Below are 15,638 nucleotides of genomic sequence, written 5' to 3'. Positions count from 1 at the left end.
CAACGGGAACCCACGCTCCAGCGGACAATTTCAATGTTTCTCAACATCGTTTCTCAACATAGAGCCAGTTCAATGCTCTGGATAGTTTGACAGCTTGGCATCAAACCTTGGCATTCCTTAGCATTAACCTCAGCACTTCCTTGAGAAAAATTCTTTTAGCACAGTAATTGCTCTAGCCTAAATCTTAAATTTAATCATAGGCTGGATACTACATTCTGAAGCGATCGCACTCTACAAAAATCGCCGCTTTTCCCTAGCCCTTCTCCTCTAGCTTGGCATTCCTTGGGGCACTCCTCTGGGCAGTTACCTGCACGATCGCCTGACGAAAGCCCAGCACTACCAGCACATTTGCCAGCGTCAAAAATGACTCTGCACTGCCATGCAACCAGTCCACATTAGCAAGAGCTTCACCGTAAGCTACTTTTGCGTAAATTCCCGCAGGAATCGTCACACCCACAAACACCAGCGTCATATAAAAGCCAATCAGGGCAAGCCGGGGCATTTGGTGCGAACGAGTGAGAAACCAGAGGAAACCAAGATAGGGGAACAGGGATAGACCAAATAGGGTTTCGGGAGTCATGCGATCGGGGTGTCCTTACGGCTTTGCCAGATCCACCAGCCTGCAGCGCACAGGGTGAAATTACCAATCAGCGTAGTTGCAGCTTGCAGCATCACCAGCCATTCCAGCGCAGGGCTGTTATCAAAAAAGTGCCAGGTACAGGCACACATCGCGCTAATAAGCGCAGGCAGCATCCCAAACGAGAGGGCACGCCATGCAGAATTGCGGCTTACCTCGCTATAAGTCCAGATCAGCCAGATGGCGGCGATCCACTCAATCACGCTGGAGACATGAATCATCCAGGTGGGAATCGAAAGGGCGTGCATGAGGGGGCATGGATAAAACAATCAGTTTGTATTGTAGCTTGCGAGCCCGAACCAGGCTCTATCCGTTTCTCAATGCCCATCTAGCAGCGAACCAGAATCAAAGCGAACCAAACCTGAGGAAAATACCTGCGAAAAATTACAGAGGCTTCATAATTTCGGGTGATTGCATAAAAAACTGCTGCTAAAGCAGACAACGGAATTTCGATCGAAGAAAGTAGTGATGTAATCTTCACTACGAAATACTTTGCTGAATCTACGGAGAGTCGCGTTGACCTGCTCTCCTGATTCTCGCATTGTGATTCACACCTTTCCTTGTTCTCCATTCATTCCTCAGCCCCAATGTCTATGCCTGCTATGTCCCCTAAAGTTCGCCTGGAATCTTACCTGACGCTGGAAGAGTTAAAGAATCGCTATAAGCAAACCAAAGACCGGATTGAAGCACGTCGCTGGCATTTGCTGCTGCTGGTGGCACAACAATGGACGATCAAGCAAGCCTCAGAACTGGTTGGGCTGAACTACGACTACGCCAAAACGATCGTGCGCCGCTACAACAGCGAGGGACCGGAATCCGTCCGCAATCGCATCAAAGAACGCCAACCCCCTACCCCCCGATCGCTGCTCACCCCTGAACAGCAGCAGGAACTCCGACAGGTGCTTCAGGGCACGGCTCCCGATGGAGGAAGCTGGTCTGGTCCCAAAGTTGCTCAGTGGATCGCAGAGAAGACCGGACGGGATCGCGTGTGGGCACAGCGCGGGTGGGAATATTTGCAGCGGTTTGGGAATTCCCGATAGCAGGGTGGATACGCGATTACTCCTCCACATCCCCACTCCTCATCCCTACTCCTCATTCCCCTACCCATTTACCCATCCACCCATCCACCCCCTCTCTCCAGTATTGTTTTAGGAGAAACGCACCCAGGGGAAGTCAAAAATGCGGGCAGTACTATGCGGCTACTATGGTATGGGAAATGGCGGCGACGAGGCACTGCTGGCAACGCTGCTGCAAATGCTGCCTGCTCACGTTGAGCCGATCGTACTTTCTGGCAATCCGATCGAAACTGAGAAGCAGTATCAGGTCGAAGCGGTACCGCGCAAATCCTTACCTGCGATCGTTCAAGCATTTCGCCGAGCAGATGCGTTTGTTTGGGGCGGCGGAAGCCTGATGCAAGATGCCACCAGTGCCCTAAATCCCTTTTACTATGGGGGGTTGATGCTGCTAGCCCAGCAGATGGGCTTACGCACGATCGCTTGGGCACAGGGTGTGGGTCCCTTACGGCGATCGATCTCTGGCTGGCTGGCACGTCAGTCTTTTCGAGGCTGTACTGCGGTGAGTGTTCGAGACAGTGCGTCGGCTTCACAGGTAGATTCCTGGCAAGTGCCGCTGACCCTGGCTCCCGATCCAGTCTGGGCACTGAAATCCCTGCCCGTTCCGGGTTTGTGGGATTTGCCTGCGCCCAGGGTTGCCGTTGCCCTGCGCTCCCACTCGCGCCTTACACCCGATCGCCTGACGCTGATAACCCGTGCCCTGGCAGATTTTCAGAAGGCAACGCAAACCTGTATTTTGCTCGTTCCGTTTCAGCCCGCCCAGGATCTCGCGATCGCCGAAGCGATCCAGCCGCAACTTCCGGGCGTGAGCCGTATTTTGACGCTGATCGATCCTCAGCAGCTCAAAGGCTTGTTTCAAGGAGTAGAGATGACGATCGGGATGCGGCTTCATGCGCTGATTATGGCGGCGGCGGCGGAGTGTCGCTGTTATGCCATCAGCTATGATCCCAAGGTGAGCCAACTCATGCAGGATTTTGAAATGTCAGGTGCGACGCTGGACTCCCTGCCGACGACGGCGAGCGCGTTAACCCATGATTGGCTGGAGCTATTTGCCAATGGCGATGCCCTGAATCCAGCTCAAATTCAGGCAACGGTCGATCGAGCGCTGATTCATCAGGAAGTATTGCGATCGGCTTTACGTTAGGGGAGTCAAGTCAATTCAGCGGAGTGGCTGCGCCAGACGATCGAGCCACTTGCTTAACCGAGTCCTTAACTATAAGATGAGCGGCAGTAAGATGAGCGGCAGTCGGGCAACACCATTAACTAACTTATAAATCTGTTGCTAAACCGATTTTCTATGTTACTAAGTTAAGAGTCTCAGTGAAGCGTGTGCGGCAGGCTGGACTGAGATTGGGTGATCTGAAGAAAGTTGAACAGCCGAAGTAGAGGAAATCTTCCCTATTTCAAGCGAATTCGGCAAGATTTGAGGATTGGTGTGCTGTTTCTCAGATGTGTTGTTTCCTAATAGTCTGTGTCGATCAAGATGGTGTGAGTTTAGCCGGACGGAGTCTGCCGTGCGGTGAAATTGAGCTTAGGTGATGCGTGCCCTTGTGAGTGGAAGCTATGAGTGAACCGAATTTCCCTTTGAAGCCTCAGGCAGAACCAGGACTAGAATCTTCCCTAGACTGGTGGAATCCTTTTCCCGAACTGACCGATTCTGAACTGGCAAAGACCGAAGCAACCTGCGAATCGCCAGACGTGCAGCCTTTAGCGTTAGATGAGTCAGCGTCGCAAGAAGTTCCCCTTACGGCCCCGGTTAACGCTTATGTTGCGCCTGTAGTCGTTAGCCCGTCGAGCGGGGTTAGCCCAGCAATCGCCAGTCCAGGGTCAGCATCAGGAAAGCCTGCGGCAAGCGAGATTTCTGAGTCGCTCACGGCTGCTCTGTCAGAACAGCTTCCCCAGTCATCTGAGCCGCCGAACCTGATTGATTTGATCAGCCTGATTCAAGAATTAAATCAATGTAATGGGGTGCTGCTCGATCGCGTTTCCCAGCTTGAAGAAGCCCTGGAACGCAGTCAACAAGCCCTAAAAGGACAAATCGAACGATCGCCTGAAGCGTTTGCTACTCCCCAGTCTGAAGATCTGGCAACAGCTCAGGCACAGATTGCCAACCTGTTTAGCCAGCTTGAATTTGCCCATCAAACCAACCAGCGACAGCACATCCTGATCGAAACGCTTACGGCAGAACTGGAAAGTAGCCAGGAGCGAGCTGCCCAGCTTGAGCGGGAGGCTGCCCTACTTCAGCAGCGATACAACGAACAGGTGCAGTCCTTAGTGCAGTCCGAAGGAACCTGCCGCGATTTGCAGGCAAGGCTTCAACGTCAGCAGCGATACACACTTCAGTTTAAAGCCGCGCTCGAAAAATGTCTGGAGATGCCGATGCCGCAAACGGACTCCAGCACAGAAATGATTGCTCCCCCGATCGATAGCCTCCTCCTGCCCAAAGCACAGCAGATTCAACCCTGGTCAAAGCCTGTTGTCCTGCAAGAGTCGCTGCTTCCCTGGATGAAGCGGTTCAAGAGTGCGGATGAACTGGCTTCCCTAGAGGCAGATCAGGCAGCGGCTGAAGTCGCAGAACTCCTGTCTGAAATTGCTCCGATCGAAGAACCAAAGGCGATTGAAGAACCTGTCCGCTCCAATCCAATCACAGTTCAGCTCCCGGTGCTTGCTCCGCTCAGTGCAACTGCATCAGATACCGCAGAAGATCAGCTCCAAGAGCAGGAAGTGTTTGTTGAGGCTGATCAAACTACCGCTCAACCTCAAGCAGAGCCGATCGCTTCGCAGTTTGCCGCAGAAGCTACTGCCTTAGAGCCAGCCCCTCCTGTCTCAATTAGCTACGACCTAAAGACCTCGGCTGGAATCTTGCCGTCGCCCGATCTGCTGACCCAACTGGATGCCGTCGTTCAACCGCTCGCCGATCACTTTGTGGAGGCTTTGCTGTCTCAGACGGTGGGTCCTCAAACCGTAAGTTCTCAAACCGTGAGTACAGAAGCGGCAGAAGCAGAAATGGCAGAAACCAAGCCAATGCAGGGCGAATCTCCTGAAATAATGGCTGTTGAATTGCCGCTAGTTGAGTCTATTGCTGACCCCGATGACGTGATTGTTTCTGACGCCGATCGCCTGCTGGCTTCTGCAATGTCCGAAGCGGAAGATGCCCTCTGGCAAGACCTGGCGCGACTGATTGAGGTTGCTCCAGAAGAGGTAGTCAAAGCAAGTTTAACAGGCGATTTGACAGCGTTTGCATCACTCAATTTCGATGAGTCAGAACAGCCTGCCCAACCCTTAAATCCTCCCTCAATCAATCCTTCCTCGACTTCTGCCCCCCTCAATTCGAAGCCACAAACTGGTGTAACAGAACCTCAAATTTCAACACCGCCCACCGAACCAGCCACGCAGAAAAGCTCTATTCCAGCCCTGGCTGCTAACCCAAACGCGCCCTCACCGCTTTTGCATCCGTTCCGCCCTGTAAAGGCAAAGCGATCGCTGAGCAGTGTCGAACTTCCATCGTTTTTGCAGCAGGAAGACTCAAAGCCCCTGCCGACCTGAAGCCGCCTTACGCAGGTGTGCCAAAGTTCTGTGTCCAGTAGTAGCGGGACTGAACTGTACCGGAGTCTTGCTCCATCAAGAAAAATCCGACTCCCAGTTCCGTTAACTCTGGGTTGAGAATGTTAGCTCGGTGACCAGAACTCTGCATCCATGCCTGCACCACGTTCTCTGGTGTTGCATAGCCTGCTGCTACGTTTTCTCCTGCACTGTCGTAGCCATAGCCTGCTGCCCGCAATCGATCAAATAGCGAAGAGCCATTCGAACCGGTGTGACCAAAGAAGTCATTCAACGCCATGTCCTGGCTATGAGCCAGCGCGGTTGCCGTTAACACAGAGTTCCAGCGCAAGGGCGACAACCCTGCCTGTGCTCGATATTGATTGGTGATGTCTAACACCGATTGGACGATCGGATCTGGGGCTTGAGGCAGAGGAAGCTGTAGGTTGGCCAGACCGACCTGAACGGGTTCCTGGTCGAGCTTCAATTGATAGCGCGTTTTGCCTTGCTGGCGCGAAACTCGCACATAGTAGGTTCCAGGACCGACCTCACGGCGAATGGTTTCGCTGGTGCGCCCAGGCTGGCTAGACTGACTCAACAGCTTGCCCTGCTGATTGAACAGTTCAAGATTTGCGTTCGCCTGAAGTCGGGATAAGGAAAGGTTCAGCCAGCCGCGCTGTTGGGAGTGAATTTTGTAAAGCCGCTCCGGGGTCAAAGAATTGAGCCGTCCGGTGCTGCTGTCCTCAGCCATTAGAACTTTAGCGGTACTAGCAGCTCTGAAATCTTTCGATCGCATACGCACTGTCTCTGCTCTAAGAACGGGCATTGCTAGTGTTTGTTCTGCGACGAAAAAAACAGTCAGTGTAATTGTCTAAAATTAGACTTTTTTTTGATACAGTCCGTACTTTTACGGCTTTGCTTCAACTCAGAACATCCTCGGATAAAGGCATATTTAATCAAACACTAAAGCTGAACTGCTTGAATTAATTGGTTTTTAGCGAGAAGCCCTTCAAGTAGAGATATTTGCAGAAAAAATCATTTCCTACGCGGTCATGTGACCAAAATCACATTCAACATCTCAACCTACCGATAGAAGACAAATTTTGATTACCTGTTTCGATCGTTTGTTAAGCAGTTGTTTGAGCTTTGCAGTAGTATCCAACCGTGATACTCAACAGCAATATCTAATAAGTACCGACAGTTCGATCGCAATGCATGAATGACTAAATCTGCTTTGAAAATCGCGTTTCATCCGTGGGGGTGAGTATGGTGGTGAGCGCGATCGCAATCATGAGGTCTTCTGCATAAATTGAAGATCCCTATTACCCATTAAGCAACGCCCGTTTAAGCCACAAGTAAGCCACAATAAATAACGTTTTGAACGGGTAGAAAACGAATTAGTTTAATACATCTTAGATATACTATCAGATACTCTCCGTGCCAGACAAAACACGGGTGCAGCGATAGCAGGGCGAATTATAGGAAACCAGGAAATCGAACGAATGAAGCGGGAAACAAGAAAACATCATCGCACCGATTCGTTTATGCGTTTGGCTATTGTGGGATTGACGGTGGGAGTGATTCTAGGTACAGTCACCCATGCCCTGCTCAATCGAATGCAGGTAAAGCAACGACTCGCCTGGGGAACTGTGAAACAACTGACCCTGACCTCAATTTCTCCAGGGGTGAATCAGGCTGTCGCAATGTTCCCACTTGCTTCGCCGACGCATCAACTCATACCCGTTTCTCCAAAAACAGATCGCATTACGATTAGTGCAGTCGGTGATCTGATTCCGGGCAGCAATTCTAAGGGCAGTCTTTTACCCGCAGAACCGGGAGAAGCACTAGCGCAGGAAACTCAGCTTTTGTTTGGCAAAATTAAGCCTTTTCTGGGGGAAGCCGACATCACTTTTGGCAATTTTGAAAGCACGTTGACGACTTATCCCTACAGCGCAAAAAATACGAGTCAGAGAATGACGTTTGCCTTTCGCACGCCGCCTGTGTATGCCCAAATGCTTAAAGAAATGGGATTTGATGTGTTAAACGTTGCGAATAACCACACGTTTGATTTTGGCGAGCCGGGATTTACAGAAACGATCGCCCAAATTGAACAAACCGGGATGAAAGCAATCGGACAAAAAGGAAAAATTGTTTATACACCAGTGAAAGGAACAACGATCGCCTGGATTGGTTTTAGCTATTTCAGCGATCATAACTCAATGCACGATTTAGACACGGCTGCAAAACTCGTTCAGGAAGCCTCTCAAAATGCCAATCTAGTGATTATTTCGGTTCATGCGGGCGCAGAAGGCAGCGATCAAACTCGTGTAAGCGATCGAACCGAGTATTTCTTTGGCGAAAATCGTGGCAACATCTTGCAATTTTCCCGCTTCATGATCGATCAGGGCGCGGATGTGATTTTGGGTCATGGTCCCCATGTGCCGAGAGCGGTCGAGCTTTATAACGATCGATTGATTGCTTATTCACTCGGCAATTTTATGGGCTACGGAACGCTATCTACCGTGGGTGCGTTGGGCTATTCGATGGTGCTGCAAATAGAGCTAGATCCGCAAGGGGAGTTTATTTCTGGCAGAGTGCTTCCGGTCGCGCTCGATCGCTACGGTATTCCTTATCTGGACGATTATTTTCAGAGCGTGATTTTGGTGCGAAACTTGACGCGCAGCGATTTTCCAGAAACACCGCTGGTGGTTGACGAGATGGGCTATTTAGTACGAACCGATCGATAGACCCCCTTAGATAGATTTAATAAGAACCTGTTACTCTCTTCGGTCAAGGGGAATTTTCTACGGTAATATTAGAGGTTTGTGACTTTTAGCTTTTCCCAAGGAAGGTGATAAATGGAAGCACTGGGTAGACATCTTGTGATTGAGCTTTACCGCTGTGCCGCCGAAAAACTCAACGATGTAATGCACATTGAGCAGAGTATGATCGACGCAGCGAAAGAATCAGGCGCAACGGTTCTTAACTCTACCTTTCATCATTTTCAGCCGTTTGGTGTGTCGGGAGTGGTAGTGATTCAGGAAAGCCATCTGGCAATTCACACTTGGCCTGAATACGGCTTTGCATCGCTTGACCTCTTTACCTGCGGCGACAGTGTTGATACCTGGACGGCTTATCATTTGCTCAAGGAAGCGTTTGAGGCAGAATACGGCTCTGCAACCGAAATGTGGCGCGGTTCCTACCGTTTGCTTCAGGAACAGCAGAAAGTTCCGACTACTCCACTCACCCCTGCTCCTATTCCGATCGCGCCCCACTACAACCGTAATGTTTGGTTGACAGAGCGCAGTGAAGACTGTGCTTTTTCTTTGCGACATTCTGGCGATTTGCTGTATCGCAAAAAGTCGCCTTATCAAGACATCAAAATCTACCAGACCTACAAGTTTGGCAATACGCTCATCCTGGACGACATGATTATGTGTACCGAAAAGGATGAGTTTGTTTACCACGAAATGATTGCCCATGTGCCGATGCTGACCCACCCCGATCCCAAGCGGGCACTGGTGATTGGCGGCGGCGATGGCGGCACGGTGCGTGAACTGCTGCGGCACGAAAACCTGGAAGAAGTCGTCCTGGTCGAAATCGACGAAGACGTAATTGATTCTTCCCGGCAATATCTGCCGACAATCTCCTCTGCCCTTGACCATCCGAAGCTCAAAATTCACGTTGCAGACGGAATTGAGTATGTCAAGAACTGCGACGATCGCCGCTTTGACCTGATCATCGTTGATTCTACCGACCCGGTTGGGCCTGCGGAAGGCTTATTCAACGCGGAATTCTATCATCAGGTACATCGCTGCCTGACCAACGATGGTATTTTGGTGGCACAAAGCGAATCGCCGATGTTTAACGCTGCGGTGTTTCAGTCCGTGTTTCAGTGTCATCGCGATATTTTTGGCGCGGGTCAGGTGCATTCCTATCTGGCATACATTCCCACTTATCCGACTGGAATGTGGAGCTTTGCCTATGCCTCGAAAGGGAGTGCCCATCCGTTGAAATCGTTTGACACCGAACGAGCGCACCAGTTCTCAGAGCATCATCGGCTGAGATATTACAATGAAATGGTGCATTCTGCTGCCTTTGCCCTGCCGAACTTTGTGCGGGAACTGCTGGTGTAGCGAATTCCAAAGATGAATCAACCGTAGGGTGGGTTGGGTGTAGCCGCGATATCAATGATTGAATCTGGGTTACACCTTGAACGCTGTAGTAGGAGGAGGTTTGAGGAGTCGCAGGTGTCCTGCATTGTCCCTAAATCTCCCACGAATAAGGGACTTTGAGAGTCATAAAGTTAATTCGGTTTCCCAGCATTCGAGAGCTGGAGGCGGGTCGCAGCTACGACGTTTCAAACAATCCTCTCACAACAATTCGTTTACCCATCCTACGAATCACACACAATTCGATGCGATTCAACGCAAATTCAACATTCAACAAAGTTGTCTGCTGCGGTAAAACAATCGGTGGGCAGTAACTATCCTACTCATAACGTCCTATGGTCAACTTTGCTTCTGCGGATTCTGAAACATTGCTTGCTGGCTATGATCCCAACGGAGTGGGCAGCAAAACGGCAAATATTTTTGGCTTGCCCTATACGACCGAAACGGCAAAAGTGGTAGTTGTGCCGGTGCCGTGGGAAGTCACCGTTTCCTATGGAGCGGGAACCGCACGCGGACCTGCGGCAGTGATTGATGCCTCGACCCAGCTTGACCTGCATGACCCGGAAGGAATTCGGATCTGGGAAGTGGGCGTGGCGGCTCAGGAAGTGTCTGCCCAGTGGCTCGATCGCAACGATGCCCTTCGCACCAAAGCCACAGACTATATTGCTGCCCTAGAACAAGGCGAATCGCCGGAAGCCTGGACGGATTTGATCAATGAAATTAATCAAGCTTCGATCGACTTAAACTCCTGGCTGGAAACAGAAGCAACCAAGCTGCTCATGTCCGGCAAAAAAGTGGGAGTGCTGGGTGGCGATCACAGTTCGCCGCTGGGCTTGATGCAAGCGTTGGCAAAAATTTACGACGAGTACAGCATTTTGCACATCGATGCCCATGCGGATTTGCGAGTGGCCTATGAAGGCTTTGAATATTCCCATGCATCGATCATGGACAATGCGCTAAAGCTGCCCCAAATCAGCCGACTGGTGCAGGTGGGCATTCGCGATCTTTCTCCCATGGAAGCCGATCGCATCCAAAATTCAGCCGATCGCATTGTTCCCTTTTACGACTGGACGCTAAAAGAGCGGCTGTTTACGGGACAAACCTGGCATTTGATCTGCGAAGACATTCTCTCGAATTTGTCCGATACAGTCTATGTCAGCTTTGATATCGATGGACTCGACCCGTCGCTCTGTCCCCACACAGGCACTCCGGTTCCGGGCGGACTGCAATTTTCTGAAATTACCTATTTGCTAAAGCAATTAGCGCGATCGGGCAAGCAGGTCATTGGCTTTGATCTGTGCGAAGTTGCTCCTGGCACTAGCGAATGGAATGGAAACGTGGGCGCAAGGGTGCTGTATCGCATTATCAGCGCAATGATTCAGTCGCAGCAGCCGTATTGAGCAGTTCTGAGATAAATTCTTGATGGATTCTGATCAGTCGTTTGGCACAGAGCACAACTCCGAAGGAATCGCTGATCAGCTGATTGCCGATTTACGGTACGAGCGGCAGCTTGTGGAGCAGATCATTCGCGGCTGCATCGAGTATCGCTGGGCAGTGGGACAGGAAGAGCATGAAATCGCAGAGGCAATGATCTACAACGCCTTCGAAACCTACGCGATCGAGCGCGGAATTCCTCTGCCCCAAGCAGAAGCCTTTTGTGAGCAGCATCTCGATCGCCTGATTCAAATGGTGCAGGACATTTTGTGATGGATTCTGTTTAGGAAAAATCAAGGTAAAACTGTTGCATCAGCTCACATCTCTTTGTTTTTAGATGCGATAGGGTAACTATAGCTGCGATCGGCACCCTTCCTTTGGGCATACTAAAGCAACATCCAAAGCAGCCATTTGCTCGGTGGTCAGTGTTCGCTTATCTTGTTCTGCAAATCCTGTTTTCCCTGCTTCCCACGCCAAGAAACTTCCATGTTTAACGCCACAGAACTGCTGATTGATCACTTTGTCTCCCAGTTGAAGGAAGGCTATCGCCGCACCTATGGCGGTTGGAAGCACGACTACGAAGACATCATTGGCTGGGTTGGGGCAATGGCATTAGAGAACATTGCCAACAGCGACGCGCTTTACCACAATGTTGAGCATACGATTCTAGTCACGCTGGTCGGGCAGGAGATTTTGCGGGGGCGGCACATTCGTGAAGGCGGCGTGTCTTGCGAGGACTGGCTGCACTTCGTTATCTCGCTGGTCTGCCACGACATTGGCTATGTGAAAGGCGTGTGTCGGCAGGATCAAGAAGGCTGGTACGCAACCGGAAAAGATGGGGAAATGGTGCATTTACCTCCTGGTTCCTCGGATGCAGGGCTGACTCCCTACCATGTCGATCGCGCCAAACTATTCGTCGATGAGCGGTTTGGTGGACATAGCCTGATCGATGCCGAGCGAGTGAAGCGAAATATTGAACTGACGCGCTTCCCAGTACCCAAAGCCGAAGACCATCAGGACACCCTCAACTATCCAGGATTAATTCGCGCTTCAGACCTGATCGGGCAACTCAGCGACCCGCGCTACCTGAAAAAAATTAGTGCCCTGTTCTATGAATTCGAGGAAACCGGGGTGAATAAATCCCTCGGCTATCGGCATCCGGGTGACCTGCGAAAAAACTATCCCAAGTTTTACTGGAATGGTGTTTATCCCTATGTGAAGGATGGCTTACGCTATCTGGAATTAACCCAGCAGGGTAAGCAGATTATCGCCAATCTCTACTCGAATGTGTTTGTGGTGGAACACGAGCCCGTAGAGCCGGAACTCAGCGAAGCGTAGGCAGATTGCGGAACGGTGAGTAGGGCGATTGCCCCGTTAGGAAACTGCGAAGCGATCGCTACCTACCGATCGAAGCGGATGGCTGAGAAGCTTTTTGGTAGAGGTCTCAAGGGGTTGAGATTCCCCTAAATCTCTCCCGGTAATAAAAAGGGAGACTTTGAGAGCAGAGTTCGCGTTTCCTCGCAAGCGTAATGCTTTAGGACGGGTGGCACTCTCGTCTTCTACTGCCCTAGATAGGCTTCCAGCACCTTGGGGTCGCGCTGAATATCGGCGGGCGTTCCTTCGGCAAGATTGCGTCCTTCGGCAAGCACCCAGACTCGATCGCACAGCGACATAATCATGTCCATATTGTGTTCGATCACTAGAAAAGTCATGCCCTGCTGATTCCAGTAGCGGATGTAGTCGCAGATTTGGTTGATCAGCGTCGGATTGACTCCGGCAGCAGGCTCGTCCAGCAAAATCATTTTGGGGCGCACCATCATTGCACGGGCAATTTCCAGGAGTTTACGCTGTCCGCCTGAAAGTGACCCAGCATAGGACTGCGCCATATGCGATAGACCCACCGAGGCGAGAATTTCGCTGGCATATTCCCGCTGCTGTCGCTCTTCTTTTGCGGTTTGCCCCGGTCGCAGCCAGACGTTCCAGAAATTCTCCCCGGTTTGCTGCTGGGCTGCCAACAGCATATTTTCCATCACCGACAGGCGAGACAGCACACGGGCAACCTGAAAAGTGCGAACCAGCCCTTGCTGAGCAATCTTGTGGGACGGGAGCTGATGAATCGGAGAACCGTCAAAAATGACCTGCCCCTGATCAGGACGAATGAAATTTGACAGCAGGTTAAACAGCGTTGTTTTGCCCGCTCCATTCGGACCAATCAGCCCCGTGATACTGCCGGGAAGCACGTCGATCGACGCATTATCCACCGCATGAATACCGCCAAAGCTTTTCGAGAGCCCGTTTGCAGCTAGTAGGGGCGCAAAAGCCGTTGCCGATCGCCCCATCGATCGCTCCGAAAAATTATCGACCAAGGGTAAGTTCCTCCTTTTTGCCCAAAATGCCTTGCGGTCGCCAAATCATCAGCACCATCAGCAGTAGCCCGATCAGCATCACCCGAAATGCGCCCAGCCGGGCATCGTCCAGCGGCACAATGTCTTCCAAAATAAAGCGCGTCACCGTCTGATATGCCCAGAAGATTGCCGCACCTAGGATTGCGCCTGCATTGCTGCCTGCCCCGCCTAGCACCACCATTGTCCAGGCGTTGAAGGTAACGATCGGCTGAAAGTTATCGGGATACACCGTTGTTAGCTGCCAGGCATACATCGCCCCAGAAATTCCAGCGATCGCTCCCCCAATCATCAGGGATTGCAGCTTATACCAGAACACATTTTTGCCCAGTGCCTTGGCAACTTCCTCGTCTTCCCGAATCGCCTTCAAAATTCTGCCCCAGGGCGATCGCGCTAGCCGCTCCAGTGCCCAGTAAAGCAACGCTACAATCAGCACCGACACAAACATCAGCCCATTCTTCGGGGGATTGCTGCTGTAGTCATAAAGCGATCGAATCGCATAGCTCGATGCCCAGAGGCCCAACCCTGCAAGAATACCCGTCATCACAATCGTCAAACCGCTCGTCCAGGCAGGAAAGCGATCGGACATTTTCTTTGCCAGCCAGACATAAAGAGCGATGATTGCAGCCAGACCGACCAACAGCCCAATTCCCAGGATGATCGGCGGCAAAGCGTTCGAGAATTTGAGCTGACGGGCAATGATGCCGCTTCCATACAGCAGGAGAGCCAGCGACGTCACATAGCCCAGAGCAGCGATCGACGTATTCACCAGCGCAGACTGCGGGATCGACTTAAGCTGCTGCCGTAGCCACTTCCAGCCCTGCCAGTAGCTCAGCGCAATCACGCCGCCAAAAACCGCGACCATCAGCACCCGCACAGGCAAACTCGGATTAACTCCGGCAAGCGGCAGGGCAAACCGCTGAATCCCAAAGGTGCCCCGCGTCAGCCAGTCTTCATTCACCGCAACCAGCCGGATTAACTCAGAGACACCGATCGTCACAATTGCCAAATAATCCGTTCGAAGCCTCAGCGTCGAAAAGCCGATTAATAGTCCCAGTAAAGCTGCTATTGCCGCACCCGCTAGCGTTGCCACCCAGAGCGGCACACCCTGAAGCGTCAGCAGCACAGTCGTATAAGCACCGATCGTCATAAAGGCAACGTGACCAAAGTTAATTAGTCCGGTATAGCCCCACTGCAAATTCAGCCCTAAGCTGAAAACGGCAAAAACGGCAGCGAAAATAATCAGGGAAACAATAAATCCTTGCATAGGTAAAAATGGCAGGCTCGCGGTGCGAAGGAATTCCCCCGGAGGGGTTGCTCGAAAAGTATTAGAGGTTCTACACGCCTCCTCAAGGGGTTAACTTTGGGAGACTTTGGAGTCTGAAGGAGGTCTAAGTTCCCCTAGAATTAGGAGACTAGCGGGCGGTTGAAGTTGCAGGGATAGCTCTTTCAACATCTCTTCGATCGATGAAACACTCGAACTAAATTGCAAGTTTTTAAGTTCAGACTAATTCCTTATATTGCCTCTCACTTCCCAATTTTGGAAGAAATCCACCCTCTCAGTTTTGAGATTCAAAGTTCTCTAAAATTGAGGGATTTAGGGGGAAACGTAGAATCTCTGACACTTCTCCAGCGGTTTTCAACAAAGAAATAGCCATCTAAAAATCCTGATTTTAAAGCAAATTATTGGAAGTTGTCTGAACCGTTGCGTATCGTTGTAGTGGACTGTAACAAAGCTGGTTTCCCTTCACAATTCACCCGAAAGCAGGAATTAGCAAAAGGACTCTTTATGGCACTCACTGCATCCACCATGCTTGCCCTTGGCACAGCCGCCCCCGCCTTTGCTTTGCCCAATGTCGTATCAGGCGAAATGACTAGCCTCGATACCGTTCAGGGTAAAGACGCACTGCTGGTTATGTTTATCTGTCGCCACTGCCCGTTTGTGAAGCATATTCAAACCGAGCTGGCAAAACTGGGGCAGGACTACGCCAATTCTCCCTTAGGCATTGTGGCAATCAGCGCAAACGATGCGGCAAGCTATGCTGACGATGCGCCCGATCGCCTCCAGCAAATGGCAGTCGAACTGGGCTTCACTTTTCCATTCTGCTATGACGAAACGCAGGAAGTCGCGCAAGCCTATACCGCCGCCTGTACACCCGACTTCTTTTTGTTTGATGCCAATCGTCAGCTTGTGTATCGCGGACAGCTCGATGACAGCCGCCCCAGCAATGGTTTACCTGTAACCGGGAAAGATTTACGAGGGGCGATCGAGGCAGTGCTGGCACAACAGCCGATCGCTTCTGAGCAAAAGCCAAGCATTGGCTGCAATATCAAATGGAAGCCGGGAAATGCCCCTGCTTATTTTGGCTAGTGTTTTGTT

Annotated in this window: 14 protein-coding genes; 9 read left to right on the top strand and 5 right to left on the bottom strand. The window is 51.2% G+C overall.

Annotated elements, in window-relative coordinates; genetic code table 11:
* Positions 1 to 253 precede the first annotated feature (253 nt).
* Together NDA02_RS09865 and NDA02_RS09860 are read right to left on the bottom strand one after the other, a co-directional pair.
* On the bottom strand, positions 254 to 580 hold the full coding sequence (locus NDA02_RS09865; protein WP_190792393.1) for a DUF3593 domain-containing protein: 327 nt from the start codon (positions 578 to 580) through the stop codon (positions 254 to 256).
* Positions 577 to 885, bottom strand: a complete 309-nt coding sequence (locus NDA02_RS09860; protein ID WP_190792392.1) for a DUF2499 domain-containing protein — start codon at positions 883 to 885, stop codon at positions 577 to 579. The genes NDA02_RS09865 and NDA02_RS09860 overlap by 4 nt, the downstream gene beginning before the upstream one ends.
* Before the next feature lie 354 nt (positions 886 to 1,239).
* Here NDA02_RS09860 and NDA02_RS09855 point away from each other — a divergent pair, with 354 nt between their 5' ends.
* From NDA02_RS09855 to NDA02_RS09845, 3 genes are all read left to right on the top strand, one after another.
* The gene (locus NDA02_RS09855) at positions 1,240 to 1,677 is read left to right on the top strand and encodes a helix-turn-helix domain-containing protein (RefSeq protein ID WP_190792391.1); all 438 of its coding nucleotides are present in this window, start codon (positions 1,240 to 1,242) and stop codon (positions 1,675 to 1,677) included.
* Positions 1,678 to 1,816: 139 nt separating this feature from the next.
* Entirely contained in the window at positions 1,817 to 2,854 is a 1,038-nt protein-coding gene (gene csaB / locus NDA02_RS09850; RefSeq protein WP_190792390.1) for a polysaccharide pyruvyl transferase CsaB, read from the top strand.
* A gap of 419 nt (positions 2,855 to 3,273) precedes the next feature.
* Complete coding sequence (locus NDA02_RS09845; protein WP_348254870.1) at positions 3,274 to 5,256, top strand: hypothetical protein; 1,983 nt, start codon at positions 3,274 to 3,276, stop codon at positions 5,254 to 5,256.
* 7 nt (positions 5,257 to 5,263) lie between these two features.
* Here NDA02_RS09845 and NDA02_RS09840 read toward each other — a convergent pair whose 3' ends face one another.
* The gene (locus NDA02_RS09840) at positions 5,264 to 6,046 is read right to left on the bottom strand and encodes a CAP domain-containing protein (protein WP_348254868.1); all 783 of its coding nucleotides are present in this window, start codon (positions 6,044 to 6,046) and stop codon (positions 5,264 to 5,266) included.
* A 706-nt stretch (positions 6,047 to 6,752) separates the two neighbouring features.
* Here NDA02_RS09840 and NDA02_RS09835 point away from each other — a divergent pair.
* The 5 genes from NDA02_RS09835 to NDA02_RS09815 all read left to right on the top strand — a co-directional run bounded on the left by NDA02_RS09835 (position 6,753) and on the right by NDA02_RS09815 (position 12,194).
* Complete coding sequence (locus NDA02_RS09835; protein ID WP_348254866.1) at positions 6,753 to 7,997, top strand: CapA family protein; 1,245 nt, start codon at positions 6,753 to 6,755, stop codon at positions 7,995 to 7,997.
* A gap of 111 nt (positions 7,998 to 8,108) precedes the next feature.
* Complete coding sequence (gene speE, locus NDA02_RS09830) at positions 8,109 to 9,386, top strand: polyamine aminopropyltransferase (protein WP_190793622.1); 1,278 nt, start codon at positions 8,109 to 8,111, stop codon at positions 9,384 to 9,386.
* A gap of 371 nt (positions 9,387 to 9,757) precedes the next feature.
* Positions 9,758 to 10,822 (top strand): agmatinase family protein, encoded by a 1,065-nt coding sequence (locus NDA02_RS09825; protein WP_348254864.1) that lies wholly within the window; start codon positions 9,758 to 9,760, stop codon positions 10,820 to 10,822.
* 19 nt (positions 10,823 to 10,841) lie between these two features.
* The gene (locus tag NDA02_RS09820) at positions 10,842 to 11,129 is read left to right on the top strand and encodes a hypothetical protein (protein WP_190793620.1); all 288 of its coding nucleotides are present in this window, start codon (positions 10,842 to 10,844) and stop codon (positions 11,127 to 11,129) included.
* Between the two features lie 213 nt (positions 11,130 to 11,342).
* The gene (locus NDA02_RS09815; RefSeq protein WP_190793619.1) at positions 11,343 to 12,194 is read left to right on the top strand and encodes an Npun_R2479 family HD domain-containing metalloprotein; all 852 of its coding nucleotides are present in this window, start codon (positions 11,343 to 11,345) and stop codon (positions 12,192 to 12,194) included.
* A gap of 221 nt (positions 12,195 to 12,415) precedes the next feature.
* On the opposite strand, the gene NDA02_RS09810 is transcribed toward NDA02_RS09815, so the two are convergent.
* Together NDA02_RS09810 and NDA02_RS09805 are read right to left on the bottom strand one after the other, a co-directional pair.
* Positions 12,416 to 13,195 (bottom strand): ABC transporter ATP-binding protein, encoded by a 780-nt coding sequence (locus tag NDA02_RS09810; protein WP_190793627.1) that lies wholly within the window; start codon positions 13,193 to 13,195, stop codon positions 12,416 to 12,418.
* A gap of 16 nt (positions 13,196 to 13,211) precedes the next feature.
* A complete protein-coding gene (locus tag NDA02_RS09805) occupies positions 13,212 to 14,525 on the bottom strand; it encodes a branched-chain amino acid ABC transporter permease (RefSeq protein ID WP_190793618.1) in 1,314 nt (437 codons plus the stop codon).
* A 522-nt stretch (positions 14,526 to 15,047) separates the two neighbouring features.
* Here NDA02_RS09805 and NDA02_RS09800 point away from each other — a divergent pair.
* Positions 15,048 to 15,629: a thioredoxin family protein gene (locus NDA02_RS09800; protein ID WP_348254862.1), complete on the top strand. Its 582-nt coding sequence runs from the start codon at positions 15,048 to 15,050 to the stop codon at positions 15,627 to 15,629.
* The last annotated feature ends 9 nt before the right edge of the window (positions 15,630 to 15,638 follow it).

Source organism: Leptolyngbya sp. ST-U4 (assembly GCF_039962215.1).
Classification (GTDB): domain Bacteria; phylum Cyanobacteriota; class Cyanobacteriia; order Elainellales; family Elainellaceae; genus Leptolyngbya_A.
The sequence above is the reverse complement of the archived record's forward strand: the minus strand, read 5'-3'. Positions and strand labels throughout refer to the sequence as shown.